The organism is Pseudomonas sp. FG13 (genome assembly GCF_057809755.1).
Genome location: NZ_JBMDKO010000007.1, coordinates 144306 through 171046, shown reverse-complemented (window position 1 = coordinate 171046; position 26741 = coordinate 144306). Strand labels below are relative to the sequence as shown.

26 protein-coding genes are annotated in these 26741 nt (G+C 62.9%); 10 read left to right on the top strand and 16 right to left on the bottom strand.

Going from position 1 to position 26741, the window contains the following annotated elements; translation table 11 throughout:
• Positions 1 to 258 precede the first annotated feature (258 nt).
• The 5 genes from leuS to ACODTO_RS09550 all read left to right on the top strand — a co-directional run bounded on the left by leuS (position 259) and on the right by ACODTO_RS09550 (position 6391).
• Positions 259 to 2865 carry a leucine--tRNA ligase gene (gene leuS, locus ACODTO_RS09570; RefSeq protein ID WP_139649220.1) on the top strand — a complete coding sequence of 869 codons (2607 nt, stop codon included), beginning with the start codon at positions 259 to 261 and terminating at the stop codon, positions 2863 to 2865.
• A gap of 90 nt (positions 2866 to 2955) precedes the next feature.
• Complete coding sequence (locus tag ACODTO_RS09565; protein WP_139649218.1) at positions 2956 to 3561, top strand: LPS-assembly lipoprotein LptE; 606 nt, start codon at positions 2956 to 2958, stop codon at positions 3559 to 3561.
• 39 nt (positions 3562 to 3600) lie between these two features.
• Positions 3601 to 4638 carry a DNA polymerase III subunit delta gene (gene holA, locus ACODTO_RS09560; RefSeq protein ID WP_139649325.1) on the top strand — a complete coding sequence of 346 codons (1038 nt, stop codon included), beginning with the start codon at positions 3601 to 3603 and terminating at the stop codon, positions 4636 to 4638.
• 193 nt (positions 4639 to 4831) lie between these two features.
• Positions 4832 to 4996, top strand: a complete 165-nt coding sequence (gene arfA / locus ACODTO_RS09555) for an alternative ribosome rescue factor ArfA (protein ID WP_489106340.1) — start codon at positions 4832 to 4834, stop codon at positions 4994 to 4996.
• A 72-nt stretch (positions 4997 to 5068) separates the two neighbouring features.
• Entirely contained in the window at positions 5069 to 6391 is a 1323-nt protein-coding gene (locus ACODTO_RS09550; protein ID WP_139649216.1) for a lytic murein transglycosylase, read from the top strand.
• Positions 6392 to 6501: 110 nt separating this feature from the next.
• Here the strand turns inward: ACODTO_RS09550 and ACODTO_RS09545 are convergent, their stop codons facing one another.
• The 13 genes from ACODTO_RS09545 to ACODTO_RS09485 all read right to left on the bottom strand — a co-directional run bounded on the left by ACODTO_RS09545 (position 6502) and on the right by ACODTO_RS09485 (position 19360).
• Positions 6502 to 7452 carry a S66 peptidase family protein gene (locus tag ACODTO_RS09545; protein WP_489106339.1) on the bottom strand — a complete coding sequence of 317 codons (951 nt, stop codon included), beginning with the start codon at positions 7450 to 7452 and terminating at the stop codon, positions 6502 to 6504.
• A 462-nt stretch (positions 7453 to 7914) separates the two neighbouring features.
• Positions 7915 to 8937: a lipoyl synthase gene (lipA, locus tag ACODTO_RS09540; protein ID WP_024776648.1), complete on the bottom strand. Its 1023-nt coding sequence runs from the start codon at positions 8935 to 8937 to the stop codon at positions 7915 to 7917.
• Between the two features lies 1 nt (position 8938).
• Positions 8939 to 9586, bottom strand: coding sequence for a lipoyl(octanoyl) transferase LipB (gene lipB, locus ACODTO_RS09535; protein ID WP_041024390.1), 648 nt, complete (start codon positions 9584 to 9586; stop codon positions 8939 to 8941).
• The gene (locus ACODTO_RS09530) at positions 9586 to 9861 is read right to left on the bottom strand and encodes a DUF493 domain-containing protein (protein WP_041024391.1); all 276 of its coding nucleotides are present in this window, start codon (positions 9859 to 9861) and stop codon (positions 9586 to 9588) included. Before ACODTO_RS09530 ends, lipB begins: the two co-directional genes overlap by 1 nt.
• Positions 9862 to 9940: 79 nt before the next feature.
• Positions 9941 to 11098: a D-alanyl-D-alanine carboxypeptidase family protein gene (locus tag ACODTO_RS09525; protein WP_139649212.1), complete on the bottom strand. Its 1158-nt coding sequence runs from the start codon at positions 11096 to 11098 to the stop codon at positions 9941 to 9943.
• A gap of 169 nt (positions 11099 to 11267) precedes the next feature.
• Entirely contained in the window at positions 11268 to 12293 is a 1026-nt protein-coding gene (locus tag ACODTO_RS09520) for a septal ring lytic transglycosylase RlpA family protein (RefSeq protein ID WP_041024393.1), read from the bottom strand.
• The gene (gene mltB, locus ACODTO_RS09515) at positions 12293 to 13300 is read right to left on the bottom strand and encodes a lytic murein transglycosylase B (protein ID WP_139649210.1); all 1008 of its coding nucleotides are present in this window, start codon (positions 13298 to 13300) and stop codon (positions 12293 to 12295) included. Before mltB ends, ACODTO_RS09520 begins: the two co-directional genes overlap by 1 nt.
• Before the next feature lie 17 nt (positions 13301 to 13317).
• Positions 13318 to 14421, bottom strand: coding sequence for a rod shape-determining protein RodA (rodA, locus tag ACODTO_RS09510; protein WP_175364255.1), 1104 nt, complete (start codon positions 14419 to 14421; stop codon positions 13318 to 13320).
• 31 nt (positions 14422 to 14452) lie between these two features.
• Complete coding sequence (gene mrdA, locus ACODTO_RS09505) at positions 14453 to 16348, bottom strand: penicillin-binding protein 2 (RefSeq protein ID WP_139649206.1); 1896 nt, start codon at positions 16346 to 16348, stop codon at positions 14453 to 14455.
• Positions 16349 to 16358: 10 nt separating this feature from the next.
• Positions 16359 to 16826, bottom strand: coding sequence for a 23S rRNA (pseudouridine(1915)-N(3))-methyltransferase RlmH (rlmH, locus tag ACODTO_RS09500; RefSeq protein ID WP_003185785.1), 468 nt, complete (start codon positions 16824 to 16826; stop codon positions 16359 to 16361).
• 9 nt (positions 16827 to 16835) lie between these two features.
• Positions 16836 to 17330, bottom strand: coding sequence for a ribosome silencing factor (rsfS, locus tag ACODTO_RS09495; protein ID WP_047702701.1), 495 nt, complete (start codon positions 17328 to 17330; stop codon positions 16836 to 16838).
• A gap of 70 nt (positions 17331 to 17400) precedes the next feature.
• Complete coding sequence (nadD, locus tag ACODTO_RS09490) at positions 17401 to 18045, bottom strand: nicotinate-nucleotide adenylyltransferase (RefSeq protein WP_489106338.1); 645 nt, start codon at positions 18043 to 18045, stop codon at positions 17401 to 17403.
• A gap of 43 nt (positions 18046 to 18088) precedes the next feature.
• The gene (locus ACODTO_RS09485) at positions 18089 to 19360 is read right to left on the bottom strand and encodes a glutamate-5-semialdehyde dehydrogenase (RefSeq protein ID WP_139649202.1); all 1272 of its coding nucleotides are present in this window, start codon (positions 19358 to 19360) and stop codon (positions 18089 to 18091) included.
• Positions 19361 to 19546: 186 nt separating this feature from the next.
• On the opposite strand from ACODTO_RS09485, the gene ACODTO_RS09480 reads away from it, so the two are divergent.
• Together ACODTO_RS09480 and ACODTO_RS09475 are read left to right on the top strand one after the other, a co-directional pair.
• On the top strand, positions 19547 to 20227 hold the full coding sequence (locus ACODTO_RS09480) for a DNA-3-methyladenine glycosylase (RefSeq protein ID WP_139649200.1): 681 nt from the start codon (positions 19547 to 19549) through the stop codon (positions 20225 to 20227).
• A gap of 180 nt (positions 20228 to 20407) precedes the next feature.
• Positions 20408 to 21724, top strand: coding sequence for a bifunctional DedA family/phosphatase PAP2 family protein (locus tag ACODTO_RS09475; protein ID WP_489106337.1), 1317 nt, complete (start codon positions 20408 to 20410; stop codon positions 21722 to 21724).
• A gap of 142 nt (positions 21725 to 21866) precedes the next feature.
• Here the strand turns inward: ACODTO_RS09475 and ACODTO_RS09470 are convergent, their stop codons facing one another.
• From ACODTO_RS09470 to ACODTO_RS09460, 3 genes are read right to left on the bottom strand one after another with little or no spacing between them, the layout of a single operon-like run.
• A complete protein-coding gene (locus tag ACODTO_RS09470; protein WP_139649196.1) occupies positions 21867 to 22457 on the bottom strand; it encodes an LON peptidase substrate-binding domain-containing protein in 591 nt (196 codons plus the stop codon).
• Between the two features lie 9 nt (positions 22458 to 22466).
• Entirely contained in the window at positions 22467 to 23183 is a 717-nt protein-coding gene (locus ACODTO_RS09465) for an LrgB family protein (protein WP_139649194.1), read from the bottom strand.
• Positions 23180 to 23548 carry a CidA/LrgA family protein gene (locus ACODTO_RS09460; RefSeq protein WP_139649192.1) on the bottom strand — a complete coding sequence of 123 codons (369 nt, stop codon included), beginning with the start codon at positions 23546 to 23548 and terminating at the stop codon, positions 23180 to 23182. The genes ACODTO_RS09465 and ACODTO_RS09460 overlap by 4 nt, the downstream gene beginning before the upstream one ends.
• 237 nt (positions 23549 to 23785) lie before the next feature.
• On the opposite strand from ACODTO_RS09460, the gene ACODTO_RS09455 reads away from it, so the two are divergent.
• From ACODTO_RS09455 to ACODTO_RS09445, 3 genes are all read left to right on the top strand, one after another.
• A complete protein-coding gene (locus ACODTO_RS09455) occupies positions 23786 to 24241 on the top strand; it encodes a MaoC family dehydratase (RefSeq protein WP_139649190.1) in 456 nt (151 codons plus the stop codon).
• Between the two features lie 102 nt (positions 24242 to 24343).
• Positions 24344 to 26062: a C13 family peptidase gene (locus tag ACODTO_RS09450; protein ID WP_139649188.1), complete on the top strand. Its 1719-nt coding sequence runs from the start codon at positions 24344 to 24346 to the stop codon at positions 26060 to 26062.
• A 27-nt stretch (positions 26063 to 26089) separates the two neighbouring features.
• The gene (locus ACODTO_RS09445) at positions 26090 to 26731 is read left to right on the top strand and encodes an oxidoreductase (protein ID WP_489106336.1); all 642 of its coding nucleotides are present in this window, start codon (positions 26090 to 26092) and stop codon (positions 26729 to 26731) included.
• The last annotated feature ends 10 nt before the right edge of the window (positions 26732 to 26741 follow it).

Genomic DNA, 26741 nt, shown 5'->3' with positions numbered 1-26741 from the left:
TTGAGAAGCTTAGCTTCGCTGGGCAAACCGGCAGGACGCCGCGACCAACGGCCCTGAACGCCCGGCGGCACCGGCTGTCGACACTGCCCGACACGCAATCAGGGTTTCCCTCCGCAGAGTGCGGTCATGTATGCTACGGCGCTTCCTGTAACTCCACTTCCAGCTCCGCTGGGCATCGAAAGCGCCGCATTCGGCGTCGTCCGCGTCCAGCATGGCAACGAAGAGGATTGGGCCACCCCATTCAGTACAAAAGTAGCCATGCACGAACACTATCAGCCCCGTGAAATCGAAGCCGCCGCCCAGTCTTTCTGGGACGAGCAAAAGTCCTTTGAAGTCAGTGAACAGCCAGGCAAGGAAACCTACTACTGCCTGTCGATGTTCCCTTACCCCAGCGGCAAGCTGCACATGGGGCACGTGCGCAACTACACCATCGGCGACGTGATTTCCCGCTACCAGCGCATGCAGGGCAAGAACGTCCTGCAACCCATGGGTTGGGACGCCTTCGGCATGCCGGCGGAAAACGCCGCGATGAAGAACAATGTCGCGCCCGCCAAATGGACCTATGAAAACATCGCCTACATGAAGTCCCAGCTGCGCAGCCTGGGCCTGGCGGTGGACTGGTCCCGGGAAGTCACCACCTGCAAGCCCGACTATTACCGCTGGGAACAATGGCTGTTCACCCGCCTGTTCGAAAAAGGCGTGATCTACCGCAAGAACGGCACCGTGAACTGGGACCCGGTGGACCAGACCGTACTGGCCAACGAGCAAGTGATCGACGGTCGCGGCTGGCGTTCCGGCGCGCTGATCGAAAAGCGCGAAATCCCGATGTACTACTTCAAGATCACCGCCTACGCGGATGAACTGCTGGAGAGCCTCGACGAACTGACCGGCTGGCCCGAGCAGGTCAAGACCATGCAGCGCAACTGGATCGGCAAGTCCCGGGGCATGGAAGTGCAATTCCCGTACGACGTCGCCTCCATTGGCGAAGCCGGCACCCTGAAGGTCTTCACCACCCGTCCGGACACCCTGATGGGCGCCACCTATGTGGCCGTGGCCGCCGAGCATCCGCTGGCGACCCTGGCGGCACAGAACGACCCCGCGCTGCAGGCGTTCATTGCCGAATGCAAGGGCGGCAGCGTCGCCGAAGCCGACGTCGCCACCCAGGAAAAGAAAGGCGTGCCGACCTCGCTTTTCGTCGAGCACCCCCTGACCGGTGAAAAACTCCCGGTGTGGGTCGCCAACTATGTGCTGATGCACTACGGCGACGGCGCCGTCATGGCGGTACCGGCCCACGACGAGCGCGATTTCGAGTTCGCCCACAAGTACAACCTGCCGGTCAAGACCGTGGTCCGCACCAGCGCCGGCGACCAGACCCCAGCCCCTTGGCAGGACGCCTACGGTGAACACGGCGAGCTGATCAACTCCGGTGAATTCGACGGCCTGGATTTCGCCGGCGCGTTCGACGCCATCGAAGTAGCCCTGATCAAGAAGAACCTGGGCGCCTCCCGCACCCAGTTCCGCCTGCGCGACTGGGGCATCAGCCGCCAGCGTTACTGGGGCTGTCCGATCCCGATCGTGCATTGCGGTGCCTGCGGTGACGTACCGGTACCGGAAGATCAACTGCCCGTGGTCCTGCCGGAAGACGTCGTACCCGACGGCGCCGGTTCGCCCCTGGCACGCATGCCCGAGTTCTACGAGTGCAACTGCCCGAAATGCGGCGCGCCGGCCAAGCGTGAAACCGACACCATGGACACCTTCGTCGAGTCCTCGTGGTACTACGCCCGCTACGCCTCGCCGCACTACACAGGCGGCCTGGTGGAAAAATCCGCCGCCGACCACTGGTTGCCGGTGGATCAGTACATCGGCGGCATCGAACACGCCATTCTCCATCTGCTCTACGCGCGCTTCTTCCACAAGCTGATGCGTGACGAAGGCCTGGTGAGCTCCAACGAGCCGTTCAAGAACCTGCTGACCCAGGGCATGGTGGTCGCCGAGACTTACTATCGCCGCGAAGCCAACGGTGCCTATACCTGGTTCAACCCGGCCGACGTCGAACTCGAACGCGACAGCAAAGCCAAGGTCATCAGCGCCAAACTGATCGCAGACGGCCTGCCGGTGGAAATCGGCGGCACCGAGAAAATGGCCAAGTCGAAGAACAACGGCGTCGACCCACAGTCGATGATCGACCAGTTCGGCGCAGACACCTGCCGCCTGTTCATGATGTTCGCCTCGCCACCCGACATGAGCGCGGAGTGGTCTGACTCCGGCGTCGAAGGTTCGCACCGCTTCCTCAAGCGCGTCTGGCGCCTGGCCCAGGCTCACGTCGTCCAGGGCCTGCCAGGAAAACTGGATGTGGCAAGCCTGAACGACGAACAGAAAGCCATTCGCCGATCGATCCACCTGGCCATCAAGCAGGCCAGCCATGACGTCGGCCAGAACCACAAGTTCAACACCGCCATCGCCCAGGTGATGACCCTGATGAATGTGCTGGAAAAGGCCGCGCAGGCGACCGAACAGGATCGCGCGCTGCTTCACGAAGGCCTCGAAGCCGTGACGCTGTTGCTGGCGCCTATCACGCCGCATATCAGCCACGAGCTGTGGAACCAACTGGGCCACGCGGCCCCGGTGATCGACGCTGGCTGGCCGGTGGTGGACGAAAGCGCGCTGGTGCAGGACAGCCTGACCCTGGTCATCCAGGTCAACGGCAAGCTGCGCGGCCAGATCGAAATGCCGGCCACCGCAACGCGCGAAGAAGTCGAAGCGGCCGCACGGGTCAATGAAAACGTGTTGCGCTTCGTCGATGGCCTGACAATCCGCAAGGTGATCGTCGTGCCCGGCAAACTGGTCAACATCGTCGCAAGCTAATTGGATCGGGCGCCGGGTCAGGGACCCGGCGCCGAATATGACCTGCCGGGGCCGCATTGCCGGCCCATAGGTTTCAAGGGGAGCAACAAGATGATGAAACGTAATCTGCTGGTCATGTGCCTGACGGTTCTGCTGAGCGCCTGCGGCTTCCAGCTGCGCGGCACCGGCACCACCGAGCTGGCCATCACTGAACTGGACCTCAGTGCACGCGATGCCTACGGGGCCACGGTGAAGATGCTGCGTTCGACGCTGGAAAACAGCGGGGTGAAAGTCTATAGCGGTGCGCCCTACAAGCTGGTGTTGACCCGTGAACAACAAACCCAGCGCAGCCTGAGCTACGCCGGTGCCGGTCGTTCCGCCGAGTATGAACTGAACAGCGTGCTGAACTATGAGATCCGCGGCCAGAACAACCTGTTGCTGCTGGAAGACAAGCTCCAGGTGCAGAAGGTCTACCTGCATGACGGCAACAACATCACCGGTTCCGACCAGGAGTCGACCGAGGTACGCGAAGAAATGCGCCGCGACCTCGTCCAGCGCATGATGCTGCGCCTGCAACAGCTGAGCCTGCCCCAGCTGGAACAGTTGCAACAGACCGCCGACGCCAAGGCCAAGGCTGAGGCCGAGGCACTGGAAGCGGCACGCAAGGCTGAAGCGGAAACTCCGCAGCAGTCGCCTATGCAAATCCCGGCTGAATAAGCTTCGTGGGGCGCTCCGGCGCCCCGCATGCCTTCTCTTATGAAACTCGCCCCCGCACAACTCGGCAAACACCTGCAAGGCGCCCTCGCGCCGGTCTATGTCATCAGCGGCGATGATCCGCTGTTGTGCCAGGAAGCCGCCGACGCCATTCGCTCTGCCGCCCGCCAGCAAGGCTTTGACGAACGCCAGGTGTTCGCCGCCGACGCCAATTTCGATTGGGGCACGTTGCTGCAGGCCGGGGCGAGCATGTCGCTGTTTGCCGAAAAGCGCCTGCTGGAACTGCGCTTGCCTTCTGGCAAACCCGGTGACAAGGGCGCTGCCGCGCTGATCGAGTACTGCTCGAGGCCGGCCGAGGACACGGTGTTGCTCATCAGCCTGCCGAAACTCGACGGCAGCGCGCAAAAGACCAAATGGGGCAAAGCCCTGGTCGAAGGCCCGCAAACCCAGTTCGTGCAGATCTGGCCGGTGGACGTCAGCCAACTGCCAAGCTGGATCCGCCAGCGCCTGTCCCAGGCCGGCCTGTCGGCCAGTCAGGATGCGGTGGAGCTGATCGCCGCCCGGGTCGAAGGCAACCTGCTGGCTGCCGCCCAGGAAATCGAAAAGCTCAAGCTGATGGCCGAGGGCGGCCAGATCACCGTGGAAACGGTGCAGGCCGCCGTGGCCGACAGCGCGCGTTTCGACGTCTTCGGGTTGACCGATGCGATCCTCAACGGCGAAGCCGCCCATGCCCTGCGCATGCTTGAGGGCCTGCGTGGCGAAGGCGTCGAGCCGCCGGTGATCCTCTGGGCCCTGGCCCGGGAGCTGCGCCTGCTGGCGAACCTGTCCTTGCAATACAGCCAGGGCGTACCGCTGGACAAAGCCTTCAGCCAGGCCCGTCCGCCAGTGTGGGACAAACGCAAGCCGCTGATGAGCAAGGCCCTGCAACGTTACTCGGCGCCGCGCTGGGCGCAATTGCTGCTGGAGGCCCAGCGCATCGACGCACAGATCAAGGGCCAGGCTGCCGGATCGCCATGGATGAGCCTCAGTCGCCTGTCCCTGCTGATGGCCGGCCAGCGACTGGCGTTGCCCGCCGAATAATCTATCGCTCTGCCAGATGCCTTTGTGGCGAGGGAGCCGCTGTGGGAGCACAGCTTGCTCCCACAGCCCCCTCGCCACAAAGCTCGCTGGCCGCAACTTCCGCACACATTTCCTCCAGCCGGCAAGGACTGGACAGCCCCCCAACGCTGCCCCATGATTATCCCCGCAAAACCCACCCACGAGAGATCCAACCATGAGCAAAAAGCCATCCAAGCATGGCCCCAACAAGGCCAAGTCCATCATCGCCCAGCCCCTGTTCCGCAGCCGCCAGGAACGGCCCGCCAAGGGCAAAGGCAGCTACCGCCGCCAAGCCTTCCAGTCTGACAACTGGGAGGCTTCTTGCTTTATGGCGGCCTGAAACATCCGGACAAGCCCTTTGCACCCTGCCCATGATAAGGTCAGCACCTGATTTGCATTTCTGGACCCCTGCATGCCCTTTTGCCTTACCCGCCGCTGGCCACTGCGCCAATTGATTGCCGCCACAAGCTTCGCACTGCTTGTCGCCTGCGCAGAAAAACCCACCGCCGCCGATGCCCAACCGCTCCAGACCGTTCCTGCCGTGACCGCCCCGGCCATGGTCCCGCCGGTGGTGCCGACCGGTGAAAACCTGGACCTCGTCCCGACCCAGACCTTCGCCGAATGGCAGGCCGGCTTCCGCAAGGAAGCACTGGCCGCCGGGATCCGCGCCGACCTGTTCGATCGCGCCTTTATCGGCGTGAGCCCCGACATGAGCGTGATCAAGGCCGATCGCAGCCAGCCGGAATTCACCCGCCCCGTGTGGGAATACCTCGATGGCGCGCTATCGCCGCTTCGGGTCAACAAAGGCAAGACGCTGATTCAACAGAACGCCCAGATCCTGCAAAGCATCGAGCAGCGCTACGGTGTTGATCGCGAGGCGCTGGTGGCCGTGTGGGGCATGGAGAGCAACTTCGGCCAATTCCAGGGCACCAAGTCCGTCATCAACTCCCTGGCGACCCTGGCCTATGAAGGCCGACGCCCAGGCTTCGCCCAGGCACAGCTGATCGCCGCGCTGCAAATCCTGCAACAGGGTGATATCGCCCCGGAAAAAATGCTCGGTTCCTGGGCTGGCGCCATGGGCCAGACCCAGTTCATCCCCACCACGTACAACACCCATGCGGTGGACTTCGACGGCGATGGCCGCCGCGACATCTGGGGCAGCTCCACCGACGCCCTGGCCTCGACCGCGCATTACCTGCAAAGCTCAGGCTGGCAACGCGGTCAGCCGTGGGGGTTCGAGGTAGAACTCAAAGAAGGGTTCGACTACTCCCTGGCCGACGGCACGACTCGTAAGCCGTTCTCCGAATGGATGCGGCTGGGCGTATCCACCTACGACGGCATGCCGATTCCTCCGGGTGACCGGCAACTGCCGGCAGCGCTGCTGCTACCGGCTGGCTACCGAGGCCCGGCGTTCCTGGTATTCGACAACTTCCGCGCCATCCTCAAGTACAACAACTCGTCATCCTACGCATTGGCAGTTGGGCTGTTGTCGGAGCGCTTCGCGGGTGGCGGGCTGGTCTATGGCCAGTGGCCCAAGGACGACCTGCCGCTGAGCCGCACCGAACGCATCGAACTGCAGACACTGCTGGCTCAGCATCAATACGATGCTGGCAACCCCGACGGCATCATCGGTGCCAACACCCGCAAAGCGATTCGCAGCGCCCAGCAGGCGCTCGGTTGGCCGGCGGATGGGTATCCGACGCACCAGTTGCTGGAGAACCTGCGCAAGCGTTGAGTCGCCGTATGGCGGCTGGCGCTTCGCGAGCAAGGTCGCTCCCACAGGGAATTGCATTTCAATGTGGGAACGAGCCTGCTCGCGAAGACTGACCTCCAATCAACGCCGAACTACCGCCCCACCACCACATCCTGCTCCAACACCAACCTCTTCTCCCCCGCATCCAGCCTCACCAACGCCCCCAGGGGCAAGGTCAGGTTCGGATCGCAATGGCCACTGCGCCAGCCGGACAGCACCGGTATCCGCAACGGCCCGAAGGTCTGCTTGAGCAACCGGTTCAACGCCTCGCCATCCACACCGGCCACGTCGCCCACCAGCACCCCTCGCAACTTCTGCAACGTGCCGGCCAACCGTAGCTGCGTCAGCAATCGGTCGATCCGATACAGCGGCTCGTTGACGTCCTCGATGAACAGGATCACGCCTTCGGCGTCGATCTGATAAGGCGTGCCCATGGTCGCCGCAATGATCGACAGATTGCCCCCCAGCAGGCGCCCCTGGGCGACGCCAGGCTCAACCGCGGTCAATGGATAAGCCTCGGGATGGCTCAGTACACTGCCCGCCTTCAATTGCCCACGCAGCAGACTGAAAAACGAGGTAACCGTAGGCGGTTCCTTGTCCCCCAGGAGATCGGCATTGAGCAGCGGCCCGTGGAAGGTGACGAACCCCGCGTAACGGCTGATAGCCAGGTGCAGCGCGGTGATATCGCTGTAGCCGACGAAAGGCTTGGCGTTGCGCCGCAAGAGTTCGAAGTCGACGCGATCCAGCAGACGTGGCGTGCCATAGCCGCCGCGCAGGCAAATGATGGCGTTGACCTCCGGGTCGGCGAAAGCCCCGTGCAAATCGTTGAGTCGCGTATCGTCACTGCCGGCCAGGTAACCGTCCTTCTCATAGACACCCGGGAATATCCGCAGCTCATGACCACGGGCGCGCATCCATTGCACCGCCTTATCCGTGTCCAGCGGGGCGGGACCGGCGGGTGCGATCACACCGATCAGCCCTTCGGATGGCAACGCTGGGACAGGTTGGTGGGGACACAGGGTTTGGGTGGGGTGAAGGGGCATTCGTGGGGTTCCCTGTGGGGGTCAGATTGGTTTGCAGATCCGTTGCTTCATGCAAACTGAGTCACCGCTATCGCGAGCAGGCTCGCTCCCACAGGGGGAGCATGTACGCTTCAAAGACAGATCAGCTGAACCGCTTTGCTTTTGCTTTTGCTTTGCTTTGCTTTGCTTTTGATCTTCAGGCCCCGTTAACCACGCTGGCCGAACGCAGGCATTGCGTAGTGGGCAACCCGGCATGGATGCCGGGTTAGCCGCGCTGGGCCATGGATGGCCCTTCGCGGCGGGCCCACGGAGCAATGCCGGAGTGAGGGCATGCCGAGCCTAGGCGAGGCACCGAGTGGTGGGGCCAAGCCTTTTTTGCTTACTTTTTTTGGCGTTTGAAAAAAAGTAAGCCGCCGTAAGGGCGGAACCGCCAGCCGCCATTACCGATGAACCGGATATACACACCATACGCCTCGGCCCAAATCAGGAACCCAACAACTCCGCCTTGACCAACTTAGCCTGCTCATCAGCATGATACGAAGACCGTACCAACGGCCCCGAAGCCACGTTCTTGAAGCCCATCTTGTACCCTTCCTCGGCAAACCAGGCAAAGGTATCCGGATGCACGAACCGCTGCACCGGCAAGTGACTACGCGAAGGTTGCAGATACTGACCCAGGGTCAGCATATCGATGTCATGTTCACGCATGCGCTTCATGACCTCGATAACTTCCTCGTCGGTCTCGCCCAGGCCCAGCATCAAGCCAGACTTGGTCGGAATGTGCGGCATCATCTGCTTGAAGCGCTGCAGCAAGGTCAACGACCACTGGTAGTCCGAACCCGGACGCGCAGCCTTGTACAGGCGCGGCACGGTTTCCAGGTTGTGGTTGAACACATCCGGCGGCTCGGCGGCGGTGATTTCCAGGGCGATGTCCATGCGACCGCGATAGTCCGGCACCAGCGTCTCGAGCTGTACGTTCGGCGACAGCTTGCGGATTTCACGGATGCAATCGGCAAAGTGCTGGGCACCGCCGTCACGCAGGTCGTCGCGGTCCACCGAGGTGATGACCACATACTTGAGCTTAAGATCGGCAATGGCGATGGCCAGGCTCTCCGGCTCATTGACGTCCAGTGGTTTCGGACGGCCGTGGCCGACGTCGCAGAACGGGCAGCGACGGGTGCAGATGTCACCCATGATCATGAAGGTCGCGGTGCCGCCGGAGAAGCACTCGCCCAGGTTCGGGCAGGAAGCTTCCTCGCAGACGCTGTGCAGCTTGTGCTTGCGCAGCAGGGCCTTGATACGGTCGACTTCCGGGGACACCGGAATGCGCACGCGGATCCAGTCCGGCTTCTTCGGCAATTCGGTGGTCGGGATGATCTTGACCGGGATGCGCGCAACCTTCTCGGCGCCGCGCAGCTTGACGCCGGCCTCAACCTTGGCACGTGGGGCCGGACGCTCGGTAACATCCTGCGTCGGGATCATGGTTTGCACTGCATCAGTAGTCATATCAGTCGATTCCGCCCGTGAGGGTCGTCTGCTCAGCATAGTCGAGGTGTTTGACGAGCTGCGCGCGCAGCCGGGCACTTACCTCGGCAAATTCAATCGATCCTGTGTGATCGCGCAGCTGGGTCATCGCCAGCCCCGCGTAACCACAGGGATTAATCCGTCGAAACGGCGAAAGGTCCATGTCCACGTTCAACGCCAGGCCGTGAAACGAACAACCGTGGCGGATCCGCAGGCCCAGGGAGGCGATTTTCGCCCCGTCGACGTAGACCCCCGGCGCATCCGGCTTGGCCTGCGCCGTGACACCATAGCTGGCCAGCAGCTCGATCAGGCAGGTTTCCATGCGCGTCACCAGCTCACGCACACCGAACCCCAGCTTGCGCACATCCAGCAGCAGGTAGGCAACCAGCTGGCCGGGGCCATGGTAAGTCACCTGCCCGCCCCGGTCGACCTTCACCACCGGAATATCCCCCGGCAGCAGCAGGTGCTCGGCCTTGCCGGCCTGGCCCTGGGTGAACACCGGCGGGTGCTCCACCAGCCAGACTTCGTCTTCGGCGGTGTTGCCTCGTTCGTTGGTGAAGCGCTGCATGGCATGCCAGACCGGCTCGTAAGCCATCTGACCCAGCTCGCGAAAGCCCAGCGTGCCCGGCATCACAACACCATGTGCACGACGCCGGTCGCCCGCAGCTCGCTATTGATGTCGTACAGCTGCTCCTGGCCGGTAGCAACGATGTGCAACTGGATCGTCGTGTACTTGCCATTGCTGCTCTGGCGCTCGGCCAGGGTCAGGAGATCGACGGTGGCGTGTTTCTCCAGAATGGCAACGACCTTGTCCTTGAAGCCCACTCCGGTGTCGCCAATCACTTTGATCGGATAGTCCTTGCAGGGAAATTCGATCTTTGGCGCCTTTACTTCTGAGTCTGTCATGGCGTAACGGCCTCGTAGACGTGAAAACGAACAAGGCCCCGCACCGGACAGGAACGGGGCCGTGCAGTCAACCTTCGATTCAGTTGAACAAGCCGTAGAAGAATAGCCGGATGCTATCCCACATGCGGCGGAAGATACCACCTTCCTCGACCGCGTCCAGCGCGATCAAGTCGGCGCTGTGCACCACTTTGTCTTCCAGTTTGACTTCAACCTTACCGATCACGTCGCCTTTGGCGATGGGGGCGGTCAGTTGCGGGTTCAGGGTCATGCTGGCAGCGAGCTTCTTGAGCTGGCCTTTTGGCAGGGTCATGGTCAGGTCTTCGGCCAGGCCGGCTTTCACCTGGCTGCTGGTGCCCTTCCAGACCTGGGCCTGGGCCAGTTCGGTGCCCTTCTGGTAGAACGTCTGGGTTTCGAAGAAGCGGAAACCGTAGGTCAGCAGTTTCTGGGTTTCAGCGGCACGGGCCACTTCGCTGCTGGTGCCGAACACCACGGCGATCAGGCGCATGCCGTCACGCACCGCCGAGGACACCATGCAGTAGCCGGCCTCGTCGGTGTGGCCGGTCTTCAGGCCGTCGACGGTCTTGTCGCGCCACAGCAACAGGTTGCGGTTAGGCTGCTTGATGCCGTTCCAGAAGAATTCCTTCTGGGAATAGATGGCGTAGTGCGCCGGGTCTTCGTGGATGATCGCCCGGGCCAGGAGCGCCATGTCGTGCGCCGACGAGTAGTGCTCAGGGTTCGGCAGGCCAGTGGGGTTCATGAAGTGGCTGTTGGTCATGCCCAGGTCGGCGACCGTCTTGTTCATCATGTCGGCAAACGCGTCTTCGCTGCCCGCAATGTGCTCGGCCAGGGCGACGCTGGCGTCGTTGCCAGACTGGATGATGATGCCATGCAGCAGATCGCTGACGGTCACCTGCGAGCCGACCTTGATGAACATCCGCGAACCGCCGGTGCGCCAGGCGTTTTCGCTGACGGTCACCGGATCGTTCTCGCCGATCTGGCCGCGACGGATTTCCAGGGTCGCGATGTAGGCGGTCATCAGCTTGGTCAGGCTGGCTGGTGGCAGGCGCTGGTCACCGTTGTTCTCTACCAGCACCTCGCCGCTGCTGGCATCCATGAGCACAAAGGATTTGGCGGCCAATTGAGGGGGAGCCGGCATCATCTCGGCCGCGAACGCGGCAGGTGAAAGAAGCAGCGGGACTAGCAGGCAAAGGCGTTTGGCAAAGGTGGTGATATTCATCCGTCTCTCGAAATCGCTAATGGAAACTGCCCAAGGGCAATACTTAACAGGCAGCCTTCTTGACGGGCTGCCGCGTTTGCAAGTTGCTCACTCACACCCTTGCCGGGCTTTTGTTATTCATGGAGCCAACAACCGGACCCGCTCGAACCGCAAGCGGGCCTTCAATCAATCATTCGGCGGTGACCAGGCTCGGCGAACCGAGATTGGCCAGGCGCACGCTGTTCTGCACCTGCTGGACTTCACCCGGAGAACCGATCGGCCCCAGGCGCACCCGATGCAGTGTCTGCTGGTTGCGCACGATCGAGCTGATGAACACCGGAGCGCTCACCATCGAGCTCAGCTTCGAGCGGAGCAGTTCGGCAGCGTCCGGGTTGGCGAACGCGCCCACTTGCAGATACTGGCCAGACGCTGTTGCAGAAGCGTTTTTTTTTGCATCCAGCTGCACAGGCACTACGGCCGCGGCGTGTTGCTGCGGCGGTGGTGTCCATTGTTCGACCGTGCCGGTGGACGCCGTTACTGTCGGCGCGGCATTTTGCGCCACTTTTGGCTCGTTGAGCATCAAAGGCGCCGGACGGCCACGCTGGGCCCACCACTCCTGCGGGTCGATGCCCTCAACCTTGACCCGCGCGGTGCCGATTTCAGCGTAACCGAGTTTTTTCGCCGCCGCATACGACAGGTCGATGATACGGTCGGAATAGAACGGCCCACGGTCGTTGACTCGCAGGATCACGCTCTTGTTGTTGTCCAGGTTGGTCACCCGCACGTAACTGGGCAACGGCAGCGTCTTGTGGGCCGCGCTCATGCCGTACAGGTCATACACCTCGCCGTTGGCGGTGTTCTGGCCATGGAACTTGGTGCCATACCAGGACGCCGTGCCCGACGCGACGTAGGTCTTGGAGTCGGCCATCGGGAAATAGGTCTTGCCCAGCACCGTGTACGGGTTGGCCTTGTAGGGGCCGGTGTGCAGGGTTGGGGTGGCGTCGGGAATGCGCGAGACATCCACGTCCCACCACGGCGCGCCGTCCTTGTGGGCACGGTTGATGTCCAGGCCCGGCATGGCGCGCACGGCGGTGGAGCTCTTCTGGGTCGGTGCGCGACTGGTCGAACAACTGACGACCAACAGCGACAGCGCAGCCAGTGCCACGAACTTCAGGGGCCTGGCTTTCAGGGGTTGATAGGTAGGCAATGCCTGCATTATTTGACGCCCCGTGCTTTGACCAGCTCTTCAGACAGTTGATGCACAGCCATGGCGTACATCACACTGCGGTTATAACGCGTAATTGCGTAGAAATTCTTCAGGCCCATCCAGTATTCAGGACCCTGTTCACCTTCCAGGCGGATGGCGGTGACGGGCATGTCGTCACGCAGCGCATCATGACTCGACCAGCCCAGCGCCCGCAACTCCCCGACGGTTTTCGTCGGCTCGATGCCCTCGCTCAGGCCCTCGTCCACCTGGTCGCCACGCACGTCGGCACGGCTGACCACCGGTTGTCCGGCTTCCCAGCCGTGGCGCTTGAAATAGCTGGCAACGCTGCCGATGGCATCGGTGGGGTTGGTCCAGATATTGATGTGGCCATCGCCATCGAAATCCACCGCATAGGCGCGGAAACTGCTGGGCATGAACTGCGGCAGGCCCATGGCCCCGGCATAGGAGCCCTTGAGGGTCAGCGGATCGACCTGCTCCTCGCGGGCCAGCAACAGGAATTCACGCAGTTCCTTGCGGAAGAACTCGGCCCGCGGCGGATAATCGAAGCCCAGGGTCGACAGGGCGTCGATCACCCGAAAATTCCCGGTATTGCGGCCAAAGAAGGTCTCGACACCGATGATGGACACGATGACCTGGGCCGGCACACCGTACTCCTGCTCGGCGCGGGTCAAGGCGGCCTCGTGCTGGCGCCAGAAGTCCACACCCCGGGCGATGCGCGCCTCGGTGATGAACATCGGCCGGTATTCGCTCCACTGCTTGACCCGCTCGGCGGGCCGGGAGATCGCATCGAGGATCGACTGCTTGCGTTCGGCCTCGCGGAACACCCCCATCAGTTGCTCACCGGCAAAGCCGTAATCGCGGGTCATTTCACCGACGAACTCGGCCACCTGCGGCGAGCCTTCGTAATCACCGGCCAAGGCGTGCGACGCACCGCCCAGGAGGCTGATCAGGCCGACCCACGCATGTCGCGTCGACCAGCCACGCATTGCTTGCATTGAACTCTTCACCTTATTCAAACCTGCGCGATCCACTTGCGGTGGGTATGGATCGACATCAAGACCCCAAACGCTGACAGTAGCGTCACCAGCGAAGTTCCTCCGTAGCTAATGAAGGGCAACGGCACTCCTACGACCGGCAACAAGCCACTGACCATACCGATGTTGACGAAAACGTAAACAAAAAACGTCATGGTCAGGCTGCCCGCCAGCAACTTGCCGAACAGGGTCTGGGCCTGGGCGGTGATGACCAGCCCCCGGCCGATCAGCAACAGATAGATCAGCAGCAGCAGACAGATCCCCACCAGGCCGAACTCCTCGCCCATCACGGCGATGATGAAGTCGGTGTGGCTTTCCGGCAGGAAGTCCAGGTGCGACTGGGTGCCCATCAGCCAGCCCTTGCCGAATACCCCACCGGAGCCGATGGCGGCCTTGGACTGGATGATGTTCCAGCCGGTGCCCAGCGGGTCGCTTTCCGGGTCGAGGAAGGTCAGGATGCGTTGCTTCTGGTAGTCGTGCATCACGAAGTACCACATGGCCACCGACACCGGTATCGCGATGGCAACCACGCTCAGGATCCAGCGCCAGCGCAACCCACCCATGAATAGCACGAAGGCGCCACCGGCCAGGATCAGCAGTGAAGTACCGAGGTCCGGCTGGCGCACGATCAGGATGAACGGGATGCCGATCAGCAGCAGACTGATGCACACGTGCTTGAGCTGCGGCGGCAAGGTACGCTTGGACAAGTACCAGGCGATGGTCGCCGGCATGATGATCTTCAGGAACTCCGAAGGCTGGAAGCGGATCACCCCGGGGATGTTGATCCAGCGCGTGGCCCCCATGGCGTTATGGCCCATCACGTCCACCACCACCAGCAGGCTCACGCCCACCACATAGGCCAGCGGCACCCAGCGCGCCATGAAACGTGGTTCGAGCTGGGCAATGACGATCATCGACACCAGCCCGATGCCGAACGAGGTGGCCTGCTTGGCCAGCAGATCCCAGCTCTTGCCGCTGGCCGAATACAACACGAACAGGCTGCCCGCGGCCAGGATCAGCAGCAGGACCAGCAGCGGGCCATCGATGTGCATGCGCTGCAACAGCGTGGCGCGACGGCGCATCACGTCTTCGCTGGAGAGGATCCGGTCGAAATTATTCTTCACGGGCCGTAGCCTCCGCGGTGGTGGGGCTTGCGTACTCAGGCTTGAGCTGGCCGTGTTCATCCAGCAACCAGGCATCCATGACCTGGCGCACCACTGGCGCGGCGACACCAGAGCCCGACTCACCGTTCTCGACCATCACCGCCACAACGATCTTCGGGTTGTCGGCCGGGGCGAAACCGACGAACAGGGCGTGGTCGCGGTGGCGCTCCTGGACCTTGGAGCGGTCGTACTTCTCGCCCTGCTTGATCGCGACCACCTGGGCTGTACCGCTCTTGCCGGCGATGCGATAAGGCGAGCCGATTGCCGCCTTGCGCGCCGTACCCCGGGCACCGTGCATCACTTGCTGCATGCCGTTGTTGACCTTCTGCCAGTCCGACGGATTGTGCAGGACGATGTCTGGCATCGGGTCCGGGTCCACGGGCGGCTGGCCTTCGATGGTCTTGGCCAGGTGCGGGCGATGCCACTTGCCCTTGCTCGCCACCAGGGCCGTGGCCTGGGCCAGTTGCAAAGGCGTTGCCTGCATGTAGCCCTGGCCGATCCCCAGGATCAGGGTTTCACCCGGGAACCACGCCTGGCGCCGGGTCACCCGCTTCCATTCCCGGGAAGGCATCAGGCCGGGCGACTCCTCGAACATATCCAGGGAGACTTTCTGGCCGATGCCGAACTTACCCAGGTAGGACGACAACCGATCGATCCCCAGCTTGTGGGCCAGGTCATAGAAGTAGGTGTCGTTGGAACGCATGATCGCCGTTTCCAGGTCCACATAGCCGTCGCCGGTACGGTTCCAGTTGCGGTACTTGTGGTCGTAGTTGGGCAGCATGTAATAGCCGGGGTCGAAGACCCGGCTCGAGGCGGTCACCACGCCGGCGTCCAGCCCGGCAATCGCCACGGCCGGTTTGATGGTCGAGCCCGGCGGGTAGAGGCCGCGCAATACACGGTTGAACAGCGGCCGGTCGATGGAATCGCGCAACTCAGCATAGGCCTTGAAGCTGATGCCGGTGACGAACAGGTTCGGGTCGAAACTCGGCTGGCTGACCATCGCCAGGACCTCGCCGGTGGCCGGGTCCAGCGCCACCACGGCGCCCCGTCGTCCGCCCAGGGCCGCTTCGGCGGCTTCCTGCAACTTGATGTCCAGACTCAGGACAATGTCCTTGCCGGGAATCGGGTCGGTGCGCTTGAGAACCCGCAACACGCGACCGCGGGCGTTGGTCTCGACTTCTTCGTAACCCACCTGGCCGTGCAGCTCGGGCTCGTAGAAGCGCTCGATGCCAGTCTTGCCGATGTGGTGGGTACCGCTGTAGTTGACCGGATCGAGGCTCTTGAGCTCTTTCTCGTTGATCCGCCCCATGTAGCCGACCGAGTGGGCAAAATGCGCCCCCTGGGGATAATGACGCACCAACTGCGCTACCACCTCGACGCCCGGCAGGCGGAACTGGTTCACCGCGATCAGGGCAATCTGCTCTTCGGTCAACTCGAACAGGATCGGCACCGGCTCGAACGGCCGACGTCCCTGGCGCATGCGCTTCTCGAAGATGGCCCGATCCTCGGGCGTCAGTTGCAGCACTTCGACGATGACATCCAGCACCTGTTGCCAGTCGCCGGACCGCTCGCGGGTCATGCTCAGGCTGAAACTGGGCCGGTTGTCGGCCACCACCACGCCATTGCGGTCGAAAATCAACCCGCGGGTCGGCGGGATCGGCTGCACATGCACACGGTTGTTTTCCGACAGGGTCGAGTGGTACTCGTACTGGATCACCTGGAGGAAATAGAGCCGCGCGATCAGCACGCCGATCAGCGTCACCACGGTAATGGCGCCGAACACGACGCGACTGCGCACCAGGCGGGCGTCTTTTTCGTGGTCCTTGATGCGGATCGGCTGAGGCATGAGGGCAGGATTACTTGTGGTAAGGGTGCCCGGACAGGACTGTCCAGGCACGATACAACTGTTCACCGATCAGGATCCGCACCAACGGGTGCGGCAACGTCAGGGGCGACAACGACCAGCGCTGATCGGCCCGCGCACAGACTTCCGGCGCCAGCCCTTCCGGGCCACCGACCATGAAATTCACCGTGCGCGAGTCCAGCCGCCAGCGATCGAGCTCGACCGCCAGTTGCTCGGTGCTCCAGGGCTTGCCGTGGACCTCGAGGGTGACGATGCGCTCGTTCGGCCCGACCTTGGCCAGCATGGCTTCGCCTTCCTGGCGGATGAAGCGCGCCACGTCGGCGTTCTTCCCACGGGTGTTGAGCGGAATTTCCACCAGTTCCAGGGCCAGCTCGGAAGGAAGACGCTTGGCATATTCATGCCAGCCTTCTTCCACCCACTTGGGCATGCGGGAACCGACGGCGATCAGGCGCAGTCGCACAGCGATCCCTTACTGCTGGTCTTTGTTGAGCTTGGTGAAGTGCTCATGGGTGTTTTCAGGGCTGTGGTGACGGGCATCCGCCGCACGGCTCTGTTCGGCACCGGCCCACAGGCGCTCCAGGTCATAGAACTGGCGTGCCGAGGCGGTCATCATGTGCACGATGACATCGTCCATATCCAGCAGGACCCAGTCGCTGTCGCCCTTGCCTTCTTCGCCCAGCGGCTTGATACCCTGGGCCTTGACCGCTTCGCGGACCTTGTCCAGCATCGCGCCGATCTGGCGGTTGGAGGTACCGGTGGCGATGATCATGAAGTCAGTGATGCTCTGCTTTTCACGAACGTCGATCACCTGGATGTCCTGGGCCTTGACGTCTTCCAGGGCCGCAACGGCCACCTTGACCAGCTCTTCGCCGGCCAGCACGGCGCCAGTGTGCGCCTCCACGGGCAGCGGGGCGCTCTTGAAGGTGCCCTTGCGCTTTACTTTGTTTACGTCTTTGTCAGTCATATAAAACTCGTTTTGCTCGTATATTCGGGCGCTTCGCTACACGTACTCACGTGCCTTGAAGCAGCCTCGTTCAGTTCGACGCACGGTACAGCCCGTGCGCATCGATGTAGGCCAGGACCGCGTCGGGCACCAGGAAACGTACCGACTTACCGCTGGCCAGCAGTTGACGGATCTGGGTGGCGGATACCGCGAGCGGTGTCTGCCAGACGAATGCAATCTGTCCGCTCGGCCCCTTGAGGGCCAGCGGGTCGCTCACCGAGCGTGCCGCCAGCAGGTTGCGCAAGGCATCCGGCGGCTCGCTGTCGGCATCCGGGCGTTGCAGCACCAGGATGTGGCAATGCTGGAGCAACTCTTCCCAACGGTGCCAAGTGGGCAGGCCGCAAAATGCGTCCCAGCCCAGAAGCAGGAAAACCTGGGCGTCGGCGGCCATTTCGGCCCGCATCAGCTCCAGGGTGTCAATGGAGTAGGACGGTTTGTCCCGCTGCAATTCGCGGGCGTCCACCACCAGCGGCGACACGCCGGCCACCGCGCACTCGACCATCGCCAGACGGTCCTGCGCCGACACCTGCGGTATATCCCGGTGAGGCGGCCTGGCGTTGGGCGTCAGGCGCAGCTCATCGAGGCCCAGGGCATCGGCGACTTCCAGCGCACCGCGCAAATGGCCGATGTGCACCGGGTCGAACGTGCCGCCCAGGATGCCGATGCGCCTGGGCACAGCTGTCGTCGTCACAGCGGCTGACGGGTCGAGGTCGCCCAAGTCAGACCGGCTCCTGTCCGCGCAACTGGCCATCACCGACCACGATGTACTTCTCGCAGGTCAGGCCTTCGAGGCCGACCGGGCCGCGGGCGTGCAGCTTATCAGTAGAAATGCCGATCTCGGCGCCCAATCCGTATTCAAAGCCATCGGCGAAGCAGGTCGGGGTGTTGATCATCACCGACGCCGAATCCACTTCAGCCAGGAAGCGCCGGGTTTCGCCCTGGTGTTCGCTGACGATGGCGTCGGTGTGGTGGGAGCCGTGACGATTGATGTGCTCGATGGCCTGGTCCAGACCGTCGACCACGCGGATCGACAGGATCGGCGCCAGGTATTCGGTGTTCCAGTCCTCTTCGGTGGCTTGCGCCGCCTCGATGATCGCCCGGGTGCGCTCGCAACCCCGCAGTTCGACGCCTTTTTCGCGGAACTGGGCAGCCATCGCCGGCAGGAAGTCCTGGGCAACGGCCTGGTCCACCAGCAGGGTTTCCATCGCGCCGCAGATGCCGTAACGATAGGTCTTGGCGTTGAAGGCGATGCGCTGGGCCTTTGGCAGCTCGGCGTGAGCACTGACGTAGACGTGGCAGATACCGTCCAGGTGCTTGATCACCGGTACACGGGCATCGCGGCTGACCCGTTCGATCAGGCCCTTGCCGCCGCGCGGCACGATGACATCGACGAATTCGGGCATGGTGATCAGCGCGCCGACAGCGGCACGGTCGGTGGTTTCCACCACTTGCACCACGGCGGCCGGCAGACCGGCCTCGGCCAGGCCGCGCTGGATGCAGGCGGCAATGGCACGGTTGGAATGAATCGCCTCGGAACCGCCGCGCAGGATGGTCGCGTTACCGGACTTCAGGCACAGGCTCGCGGCATCGATGGTCACGTTCGGCCGCGACTCGTAGATGATCCCGACCACGCCCAGGGGCACGCGCATCTTGCCGACCTGAATACCCGATGGCCGGTAGCTCATGTCGCGGATCGCCCCGACCGGGTCCGGCAGTGCCGCCACCTGGCGCAGACCGACGATCATGCCGTCGATGCGCGCCGGGGTCAGCGCCAGGCGCTCGAGCATGGCCGGCTCGAGGCCATTGGCCCGGCCGGCGGCCAGGTCGAGCTCATTGGCGGCGGACAACTCGGCGCGAGCGGCGTCCAGCGCATTGGCGGCGGCTTGCAGGGCGCGGTTTTTCTGCGCGGTGCTGGCACGGCCGATGATGCGCGACGCTTCGCGAGCGGCGCGACCCAGGCGGGTCATGTAGTCAAGAACGGACTCAGTCATGGTCTGTGTGGTCTTGGCGAAGAGGAAAGCGGCAGATTATAGCTGTCGTAACCCTCGACTAACAGCATGGACTCACAGTGGTGACCGGCGGAGGCGCAAAACTGTCAGGAATTTCACCTGTTCAGCGGCGATTAAGATTTCCATTGCTATCATCGCCCTTCCTTTGGCCTCAATTCGTCTACTGCCATGACCGATTCGCCACCTACGCCAAACGCCTTGCCCCATGCCTTTTTTGACCGCGACGCCCAGGTGCTCGCCAGGGACCTGCTGGGCAAAGTCATTCGCCACAGGGTCGGCGAGCTGTGGCTCAGCGCCCGAATCATCGAGACCGAAGCGTACTATTTCGCCGAAAAGGGCAGCCACGCCTCCCTGGGCTATACGGAAAAACGCAAGGCACTGTTTCTGGACGGCGGCCACATCTATATGTACTACGCCCGGGGCGGCGACTCGCTGAACTTCAGCGCCCAGGGACCGGGTAACGCGGTGCTGATCAAATCGGCGTACCCATGGGTCGATGGCATCTCCGGTCCGGACAGCCTGGCGCAGATGCTGCTGAACAATCCCGACGCCCAAGGCCGCCCACGTACGCCGCAGAAGCTCTGCGCCGGCCAGACCCTGCTGTGCAAGGCCTTGGGGCTGAAGGTGCCGGAATGGGACGCCAAACGCTTCGACCCTGAACGGTTGCTGGTGGAAGACGTGGCGGTGCCGACGGTCAATGTGATCCAGACCACCCGCCTGGGCATCCCACTGGGACGCGACGAGCATCTGCCCTACCGTTTCGTCGACGCCGCCTACGCACCGTGGTGCACCCGCAACCCGTTGCGGCGCGGACAGGTCGAGGGGCGCGATTATTTTTTGCTGCCATGAGCGATGCAACACAATTTCCTGTGGGAACCAGGTTTTTTTGCTTCACAACAGATCCCCTGTGGGAGCGAGCCTGCTCGCGATGGCGTCCGTACATCCAATATTGATGTTGACTGACACACCGCTATCGCGAGCAGGCTCGCTCCCACAGTAAAACAATGCACATTCAATGGAGTTGTATTTATGGGCCCATGGCTCGATAGCATCACTGGCTGGCTAGCTGCCAACCCGCAATGGCTGGCGGTGGCGGTGTTCATCGTGGCGTGCGTGGAGTGCCTGGCGATTGCCGGGTTGATCGTACCGGGCACCGTGCTGCTGTTTGCCGTGGCGGTGCTGGCCGGCAGTGGCGCCTTGTCCCTGGGCGAGACACTGTTGCTGGGCTTGCTGGGAGGCTTGCTCGGGGACTTGGCCTCATATTTCCTCGGCCGGCACTTCCACCAGAACATCCGACGCCTGCCGGGACTGCGGCACCACCCGGAATGGATGAACGCGGCGGAAAGCTATTTCCAGCGCTACGGCATCGCCAGCCTGCTGGTGGGACGCTTTATCGGCCCGCTGCGACCGATGCTGCCGATGGTCGCCGGGATGTGCGACATGCCCTTCCCCCGCTTTGCCGCCGTCAGCCTGCTGGCCGCGTCGGGCTGGAGCGTGGCGTATCTGTTGCCGGGCTGGGCCACCGGGGCGGCGATTCGCCTGCCGTTGCCCGAAGGCTTCTGGCTACAGGCCGGCATCGTCATCGGCAGCGTCGCGGTGATGATCGGGTTGAGTGTCAACAGCAGCCTGCGGCGTCACCGACATGCCACGGCGCTGATTGCCGGCCTGGGCCTGGTGATCCTGCTTGGCCTGTTCATCGGCTTCCGCTACCTGACGGCCTTCGACCAAGGGTTGATGACCCTGGTCCAGGAACATCGCAGCCCGATGCTGGACGAGATCGCCGTGACCTTCACGCTGATCGGCGAATTCCGCTTCATGCTGATCTTCAGCGCCCTGCTGACCGGATTGCTGTTGCTGGCCCGCCAATGGCGACAGGCGATCTTCGCCGGCGCCACCATGCTGCTCACCGCCCTGGCCAATACCGGCAGCAAGCATTTCTTCGCCCGCGTGCGCCCGGAAATCCTGGCCGATCCGCTGACCAGCTACAGCATGCCCAGTGGCCATGCCTCCGGTTCGTTCGCGCTGTTCCTGGCGCTCGCGGTCCTGGCCGGTCGCGGACAACCGCCACGCCTGCGCCTGACCTGGCTGCTGCTGGGCTGTCTGCCGGCGCTGGCGATTGCCTTGTCCCGGGTGTACCTGGGCGCCCATTGGCCCAGCGACATCCTGGCTGGCGCCATGCTCGCCGCCTGCGTCTGCGCCGCCGTCCTGTGGCTGAGCCAGCGCCAGACTCCGTTGCCCGCCATGCCGCCGAAGATCTGGTGGCTGATCCTGCCGGCGCTGGTGGCCGCATTCAGCTTCTTTGCCCTGCGGCACCTGCCCCATGGGATGCTGCGGTATGCCTATTGATGCAGACTGATTTCATCGGCACAGAGGAATCCCTGTGGGAGCGAGCCTGCTCGCGATGGCGGCGCCTCAGCCAACACCTGCTTCGCTGACACACCGCCATCGCGAGCAGGCTCGCTCCCACAATGATTTGCGGTGAACAGCCTCAGGCGAAGAGCTCGCCCTGCAACTCATCGAGCAGCGCCTGAATCGCATCCAGGCGCTGTTGCGGATCATCCAGTTGCAGCAAGTCGATCTTGTCCAGCTCATTGAACGGCAGCAGGTAAGCCAGTTGGTTGGCCAATGACTGTTGGCCGGTCGCCTCGGTGCCCATGTTCAGGGCCTCGACCATCGGGTGCTCGGCCAGGGCCTGGAGCAGCGCCACCAGGTCGGCGTCCTCATCCTGCAGCGGTTGCTCCGGTTCATCCTCCAGCCATTCGACATCGGCCACGGTGAGCTGGTCGGCCTGGACACTGCTGCCATGCACGATAAAGCGGCGTCCGCCCTGCACGCGAATTCCCAGCAGGCCATTGTCCTGCTGGGAAAAGTCGGTGATCAGCGCCTCACAGCCGACCCGTGCATAACCTTGCGGCGCGATGCCGACTTCCTGCCCGTCCAGGATGCACACCACCCCGAACCCTTCGCCCTTCTTCATGCAGCGCCCGATCATGTCGAGGTAACGTGCCTCGAATATCTGCAAATCGAGAATGCAGCCGGGGAAAAGCACGGTGTTCAACGGAAAAAGCGGCAAATTCATAACTGTTTCCTAGACCGTCATCGACACCACCAGCGGCAGCAGCACCGCCGTGGCCACGCCCATCAGACTCATCGCCAGCGCCGCAAAGGCGCCGGACTCTTCGCTTTCCTGCAACGCCACCGAAGTCCCTACCGCATGAGCTGTCAGGCCCAGGGCCATGCCCCGGGCTTCAGGGCTGTGGACACCCAGCCTGGTCAGGATGCTCGGGCCCAGGATCGCCCCGAGTACCCCGGTGATCAAGACGAACACCGCCGCCATGGCCGCCACACCGCCGATCTGCTCGGCCACCAGCATCGCAATCGGAGAGGTCACCGATTTGGGCGCCATGGTCATCAGAATCATGTGCTCGGCGCCAAACGCCCAGCCCAGCAACACCGCGGAGCCGGTGGCGAACACCCCGCCTATCACCAGCGTAGTAAAGATCGGCCAGAACAATTGCCGGATCCGTCGCAGGTTCAGGTACAGCGGCACCGCCAGCGCGACCGTGGCCGGCCCCAGCAGGATGCTGAGGATTTCGGTGCTCTTGCGGTATTCGGCGTAGCTGATGCCGCAACTGACCAGCACACCGATCAGCAGCACCATCGACATCAGCACCGGTTGCAGGAATACCCAGCGGGTCTTTTCGAATGCCGCCAATACCAGTTGATAGGCCCCCAGGGTAATGCCGATGCCGAACAGCGGATGATGGATCACCGACGCCCAGGCGCCCTGCCAGTCGAGGATCATGGCTGGTCCTCTTCCACGGCCGCGACGTGATGCCGGCCCAGGCGCTGCATCAACACCCCGGTGAACGCCATGGACAGGACCAGCGACAACACCAGCGCGCCGACGATGGCCCAGAAATCGGCGGCGATGGCGCGGGCGTAGACCATCACCCCCACCGCCGGCGGCACCAGCAGCAACGGCAAGTAACGCAGCAAGCTGCTGGCGGCCAGGCTCAATGGCTCGGCGACTTCGCCACGGACGATCAAATAGCCCAGCAACAGCAGCAGGCCGATGATCGGCCCCGGCAGCACCGGCAAGAACAAATGATTGATGGCGGTGCCCAGCAATTGGAACAGCACCAGCCAGGTCAGGCCCCGTAGCAACATCCGTCCTCTCCCCTGCAACCTCTACCCAATGAAAGCGCCCGCATTATAAGCACGCCCAGGCTATGGACCGGCATTCGTAAAAAGCATGGTCAGTGACCTGCCCTGTGCGTCATGTTGATCTACAGTGGTTCCCGGGGGCGCTAGTGGCCTGTACGGCTAATTTGAGCACACGAATTGACCACGCAGGCCACCTACCCCCGTACCAAAGATAGAACCGATGAACCAAGGAGAGTCTCAATGCCCTATGTTCCCGTTGCAGCGCTCAAAGATTATGTCGGCAAGGAACTCGGACGTTCCGACTGGCTGACCATCGACCAGGACCGCATCAACCTGTTCGCCGAAGCCACAGGCGACTTTCAGTTCATCCACGTCGATCCGGTCAAGGCCGCACAGACGCCATTCGGCAGCACCATTGCCCACGGCTTCCTGTCGCTTTCGCTGATGCCCAAGCTGATGGAAGACATCCTGATCCTGCCTGAAGGCGTGAAAATGGTCGTCAACTACGGACTGGACAGCGTGCGCTTCATCCAGCCGGTGAAGGTCGATTCCAAGGTGCGGCTCAAAGTCGACCTGGTGGATGCCACCGAGAAAAAACCCGGCCAATGGCTGCTCAAAGCCAACGCCACGCTGGAAATCGAAGGCTCGGACAAACCGGCCTACATCGCCGAACCCCTGTCGCTCTGCTTCGTGTAACCCTTTGCGCATGCGAAACCGCCCAGGCAGTTTCGCACCGCTTCTCTAGTTCTATCGCGCATAGCTGCGGCATACTCGTCGCCTGATTACCTGGATCCCGTTATGCGCTTACTTTTCCCCCTGGCTTTGACCCTCCTGCTGGCCGCCTGCGGCGATGGCGAATCCCTGTTGCCGCCTGACGCACGCCTGCCCGATGGCGGACGCTATCGCGGCGATCTGGTGAACGGGCTGCTGCAGGGCCAGGGACGCATCGACTATCCCAACGGCAGTTGGTATGCCGGACAGTTCGACAAAGGCCAATGGCATGGCACCGGGGAATGGCACGGCAGCAATGGCGAAGTCTATCGCGGCCAGTTCCAGCAAGGCCTGTTCCACGGCCAGGGCAGCCTCGACACGCCCACCAGCAGCTACACCGGTGGCTTCAAGCTGGGGCGACGGGACGGCGAAGGCACGCTCAAGGAAAACGGCGTCACCTACCGCGGCGAATTCAAGGCCGACCGGTATTCGGGCCTCGGCCGCCTGGAGCTCGCCGACGGCAGCCAGTACCAGGGCCCGTTCGCCAACGGCAAGCCCAACGGCGATGGTCAGCGCTTCGATGCCGCCGGCAACCAGTTCACCGGGCATTTCGTCGATGGCCAGCTCCAGGGCAAAGGCACGTTCAACAGCGCCGAAGGCGATGTCTATGTCGGCAGCTTCAAGAACAACCAGCTCAACGGCCGCGGCCGCTACGAAAATGCCGACGGCGACGTCTGGATCGGCCAGTTCAAGGACGGCGCGCTCACCGGCAAGGGCGAGCTGATCGGCGCCGATGGCAGCCATTACCTCGGCCGCTTCAATGAATGGCGCTTTACCGGCCAGGGCCGCCTGAACCTGCCCGATGGCAGTTTTTACATCGGTGCGTTCGAAAACGACAGTTACCACGGGCGCGGCACCCTGGTGCTGACCGACGGTACGGTACAAAGCGGCACCTGGTCCAACGGCCAGCGGGTGCGCGACGCGGATGGCAAGCTGCTGCCGGACGTACTCGAACTCGGCCTGCTGTCACAGGGCCGCCTGCTGGACGACGCCCTGGCCCAGATCCCTGCTTCGACACCAGCAGTGGAGCTGTACAGCCTGACTCTGGGCGGAGACGGCAAGCAAAGCGTGTTCCTGCGCGAATCCGACTATGTTGCCAACATGCTCGCCAGCCGTTTCGGCGCGTTCGGCCAGATCCGCCTGGTCAATCATCGCGATCACCTGGGCGACCGCCCCATGGCGACCCGCGAAAGCCTGCGCCGCGCCGCCAGCACCCTGGCCGAACGCAGCGGCCCGGAAGACCTGATTTTCATCTACCTGACCAGCCATGGCACCAGCGAACATGAACTGGTACTCGACCAGCCACGCATGGAACTGGCCGACCTGCCCGCCGACGAACTGGCCGTGGTGCTGGCACCGCTGAAGAACCGCGACAAGATCGTGGTGATCTCGGCCTGCTACTCCGGCGGTTTCATCCCGGCGCTCAAGGACGAACGCACCCTGGTCATGACCGCTTCACGGGCCGACCGGGTGTCCTTCGGTTGCTCCGAGGAAGCCAACTTCACCTATTTCGGCGATGCGTTGTTCGCCCAGGCGCTGAACCAGACCGACGACCTGGAACAAGCCTTCAAGCTGGCCAAGGCCACTGTGGCCGAACGGGAGCAGGCGGATAATTTCGAGGCGTCCGAGCCGCAGATCTGGGCCCCCAGGACCGTCCTCTCCCACTGGCAACTGCTGCGCAAATTGCAGGCACGAAAAGCATTGCAAAGTGCTGCACTGAACGACGAGGCCAAAAAGAGCAACTAAGCTGAACCGTATCAAGGGGGAAACACTATGTACTTGACGCCTCAGCATGTTTTGCTCGCCGGCGCTACCGGATTGACCGGGGAACACCTGCTGGATCGGCTGCTCAACGAGCCGACCATCAGCCGCGTCCTGGCGCCCTCCCGCCGGCCGTTGGCCGAGCATCCACGCCTGGAAAACCCGGTTGGGGAACCGGCCGACGTATTGCCTCGCCTCAGCGGCCAGGTCGACATCGCCTTCTGCTGCCTCGGCACCACCATCAAGAAGGCCGGCTCGGAACAAGCCTTTCGCGCGGTGGACCTGGACCTGGTCGTGGCCTTCGCCAAACGTGCCCGGGCGCTGGGCGCACGGCATCTGGTGGTGATCAGCGCCCTGGGGGCTGATGCAACGTCATCCATCTTCTACAACCGGGTCAAAGGCGAAATGGAAGCCGCACTCAAGGCCCAGGACTGGCCGCAGCTGACCATCTGCCGTCCTTCCCTGCTGTTGGGTGAACGCGTCGAACCCCGCCTGGCCGAGCAATTGGCCGGGCCCTTGTCGAAACTGATTCCCGGCAAATACCACGGCATCGAAGCCTGCCAACTGGCCCGCGCCATGTGGCGCCTGGCGCTGGAAGAACAGGATGGGGTGCGGGTGGTGGAGTCGGACGAGTTGCGTAAGCTGGGCAAGTGACTCTTAAGAC